This window comes from Bacteroidota bacterium, from assembly GCA_016183775.1.
Classification (GTDB): Bacteria; Bacteroidota; Bacteroidia; order JABDFU01; family JABDFU01; genus JABDFU01.
On record JACPDY010000145.1, the window covers coordinates 1 to 2,041 of the forward strand.

General features: G+C 37.5%; 3 protein-coding genes. All 3 read left to right on the plus strand.

Annotation, left to right across the window (positions count from 1 at the left end; translation table 11 throughout):
• Positions 1 to 58 precede the first annotated feature (58 nt).
• From HYU69_16255 to HYU69_16265, 3 genes are read left to right on the plus strand one after another with little or no spacing between them, the layout of a single operon-like run.
• Positions 59 to 229 carry a DUF86 domain-containing protein gene (locus HYU69_16255; protein ID MBI2271895.1) on the plus strand — a complete coding sequence of 57 codons (171 nt, stop codon included), beginning with the start codon at positions 59 to 61 and terminating at the stop codon, positions 227 to 229.
• 40 nt (positions 230 to 269) lie between these two features.
• Complete coding sequence (locus HYU69_16260) at positions 270 to 1,241, plus strand: glycosyltransferase family 9 protein (protein ID MBI2271896.1); 972 nt, start codon at positions 270 to 272, stop codon at positions 1,239 to 1,241.
• A complete protein-coding gene (locus HYU69_16265) occupies positions 1,242 to 1,805 on the plus strand; it encodes a threonylcarbamoyl-AMP synthase (protein MBI2271897.1) in 564 nt (187 codons plus the stop codon).
• Positions 1,806 to 2,041 lie beyond the last annotated feature (236 nt).

Sequence of the window (2,041 nt, forward strand, 5' to 3'; positions counted from 1 at the left end):
GCAATTGTGTGTGGGAGTACGAAGATGAAAATTTACGCTCTTAACCTGTTCTTAAAAAATTGAATATCAATGCTTAACTAAATTATATACAGATGAAACCAAAAAAAAAGATTCATCCATTGAATGGGAAAAAATAATCGCTTTGCGGAATTTTCTGGTTCATGAATACTTCGGGGTAGATGACTCCATAATATGGGACATTATCAATAAGGACCTCCCTTCATTTTAATTAAAAATTAACGGTATTTTAAATAAATTTTAAATTCAAATTGAAATTCCTTATCATACAAACAGCCTTCATTGGTGATGTTATACTTGCAACTCCTCTTATTGAACGATTATCAGCGTCTTACCCCACCGCTCAAATTGATTTCCTTTTACGTAATGGCAATGAAAGTTTACTTGAAAACCATCCCAAACTGAATGAAGTCATTATATGGAATAAAAAAGAAAACAAGCTTGCCAACCTTTTTAAAACAATCAACCGTGTTCGCGAAACGAAATACGATCATATCATTAACGTACATCGCTTTGCCAGTTCAGGATTAATAACATTTTTATCGGGTGCGAAAAATAAGATCGGGTTTGATAAAAACCCATTCTCCTTTTGTTATAGCCTCAAAGTAAAACATGAGATCGGAAATGGGAAGCATGAAGCGGAACGTAACCTGGAGTTAGTTAACAGCCTTGCACCCGGAGTATTTACAAAACCAAAGTTGTATCCAAGTTCAAGTGACATTAAAGCTGTTGATCAGTTTAAAATACAACCCTATGTATGTATAGCACCCACATCCGTTTGGTTCACCAAACAATTTCCTAAGGAAAAATGGATCGAACTTATTAAACTGGTAAGAACACCTTTAATTTATTTGCTGGGAGCGCCAGCAGACAATGAAATCTGCGAATGGATAAAGCAGAATTCCAATAACAAAGGCATAACGAATCTTTCCGGCAAATTAAGCTTCCTTGAGTCGGCAGCTTTAATGAAAGAGGCGGAAATGAATTACGTAAATGATTCGGCCCCGCTGCATATTGCATCAGCAATGAATGCACCCATAACTGCTGTTTTTTGTTCAACCATACCAGCTTTTGGTTTCGGCCCCTTGTCGGATCGATCAAAAATTATTGAAACAACAGAACCCATAAGCTGCAGGCCATGTGGCTTACATGGCTTTAAGGCTTGTCCTCAAGGACATTTTAAGTGTGCGTTAACGATTGATCTGAAAAATATTATTAATTAAGTGGAAACGGATATCCAAAAAGCCCTTGAAGTATTACGTTCGGGAGGAGTGATCCTCTACCCTACTGATACCGTATGGGGCCTTGGCTGTGACGCGACAAATGAGCAGGCCGTTTCTAAAATTTTCAGTGTAAAACAAAGAACTGAGTCAAAAAGTCTCATTGTGTTGGTTGCGGATGAGCAGCAGCTTTTACGGTATGTAAATGATGTGCCGGAAGCAGCATGGGACCTGATTGAAACGTCAGAACGTCCAATTACGATCATTTACGATAAAGCGATAGGATTGGCTCCTTCTGTTATAGCCGAGGATGGCTCTGTTGGTATACGCATTGCGAAAGATGAGTTTTGCCAAAAACTCATCCGAAAATTCGGCAAGCCGATTGTTTCAACTTCGGCAAATATCAGCGGAGAACCGGCACCTTTAACATTCAATGAAATAAAAAAAGACATAATCGACCAGGCCGGCTACGTGGTAAAATGGCGTCAAAACAACAATAAAAAAAGCCAGCCTTCTGTTATCATAAAGCTGGCTAATAATGGAGAATTTAAAATTATAAGGAAGTGATTTATAGGGATGACATCCCTTAAAGCGCAATGTCATTAAGTTGGATGATAATTATTTGAATTACAGGGGGGTTAAAGAACAGATTCCTCTGTTCGTTGATGTAACCAAACATCCCCCCTATGACTACAAACATACAAATTTTGAATACACTCAAGCAGTATATTGAAAAGGTAAAGGAAGAAAAATTGTTTATGAAAAATAAAAATCATTTTACCGTAGACGATAGCAAATTAAAC